Annotated in this window: 2 protein-coding genes; both read left to right on the top strand. The window is 61.4% G+C overall.

Going from position 1 to position 1064, the window contains the following annotated elements; genetic code table 11:
• Nucleotides 1-337 (top strand): aldehyde dehydrogenase family protein (locus ATN38_RS00030; RefSeq protein ID WP_218747372.1); only part of this gene is annotated, 337 nt, incomplete at its 5' end.
• Between the two features lie 42 nt (nucleotides 338-379).
• On the top strand, nucleotides 380-1064 hold a 685-nt coding region (locus ATN38_RS00025; protein WP_218747371.1), incomplete at its 3' end, for a 2-keto-4-pentenoate hydratase.

Here is a 1064-nt window from a genome sequence, read left to right as displayed (position 1 = left end):
GCTGTGGACTGGCTTGACCAACAAGAATCGCGTCGTGCGCGAGGAGATCTTCGGACCCGTCGCAGCACTCATCCCGTTCGATACCGAGGCAGAAGCGATCGCCTTGGCAAACGACACCGAGTACGGCTTGGCGGCCTCCGTGTGGACCAACGACCTGCGCCGCGGACACCGCGTCGCCCAGAAGATGAACGTCGGAATCTCCTGGGTCAACACGTGGTTCACCCGTGAACTGCGATCCCCCTTCGGCGGCATGGGCCTGTCCGGCATCGGACGTGAGGGTGGCGAGTCCTCGCTGCACTTCTACACCGAACCGACAAATGTGTGTGTGCAACTGTGAACATCGAAACCGCAAAAGTTTTCCAGAAATGAGCGAGGCGTGATGACAGCCCCCGAAGACACCGTATCCGCGCTCGCGCGTCGCCTCGACGACGCTGCGCAGAGCCGCACCGACACCCCGAGCCTCGCCGACGAATACACCATCGACATCGACGACGCCTACCGGATTCAGAACGAACTCATCGAACGACGAACCAGCCGTGGCGAATCGATTGTGGGTATCAAGCTCGGCTTCACAAGCCAAGCGAAGATGGCGCAGATGGGTGTCTCCGAAGTGATCGTCGGTCAGTTGACCGACGCGATGTGCGTGAGCAACGGCGGCGAAGTCGACCTGAGGACGTTCATTCATCCCAAGATCGAACCCGAAGTGGCATACCGTCTGTCGAAGGACGTCGATCTCGACGATCCGAATGTCGATATCGAAACCTGCGTCGACGCGCTGGCTCCCGCAATGGAGATCATCGACTCGCGCTATCGCGACTTCCGCTTCACCTACACCGACGTCGTCGCTGACAACACCAGCGCTGCCGGGTATGTGATCGGGCGGTGGCTGCCGCTACAGAACGTCGAAGACCGTTCCGTACGTATGGAGGTCGGCGGCGAGACGGTAGTCGGTTCCACGTCGGCCATTCTCGGCGATCCGGCGCGCGCTTTGCATGCACTGCTCGACATCGCCCGCCGACGCCGAATTCCGTTGCGCGCCGGTCAGGTAATTCTGGCCGGTGCCG

Origin of the sequence: Rhodococcus sp. FH8 (genome assembly GCF_019266085.1) — a bacterium.
GTDB lineage: Bacteria > Actinomycetota > Actinomycetes > Mycobacteriales > Mycobacteriaceae > Rhodococcus_F > Rhodococcus_F qingshengii.
Note: the sequence above shows the minus strand (reverse complement) of the source record. Positions and strands in the feature narration are given on the sequence as shown.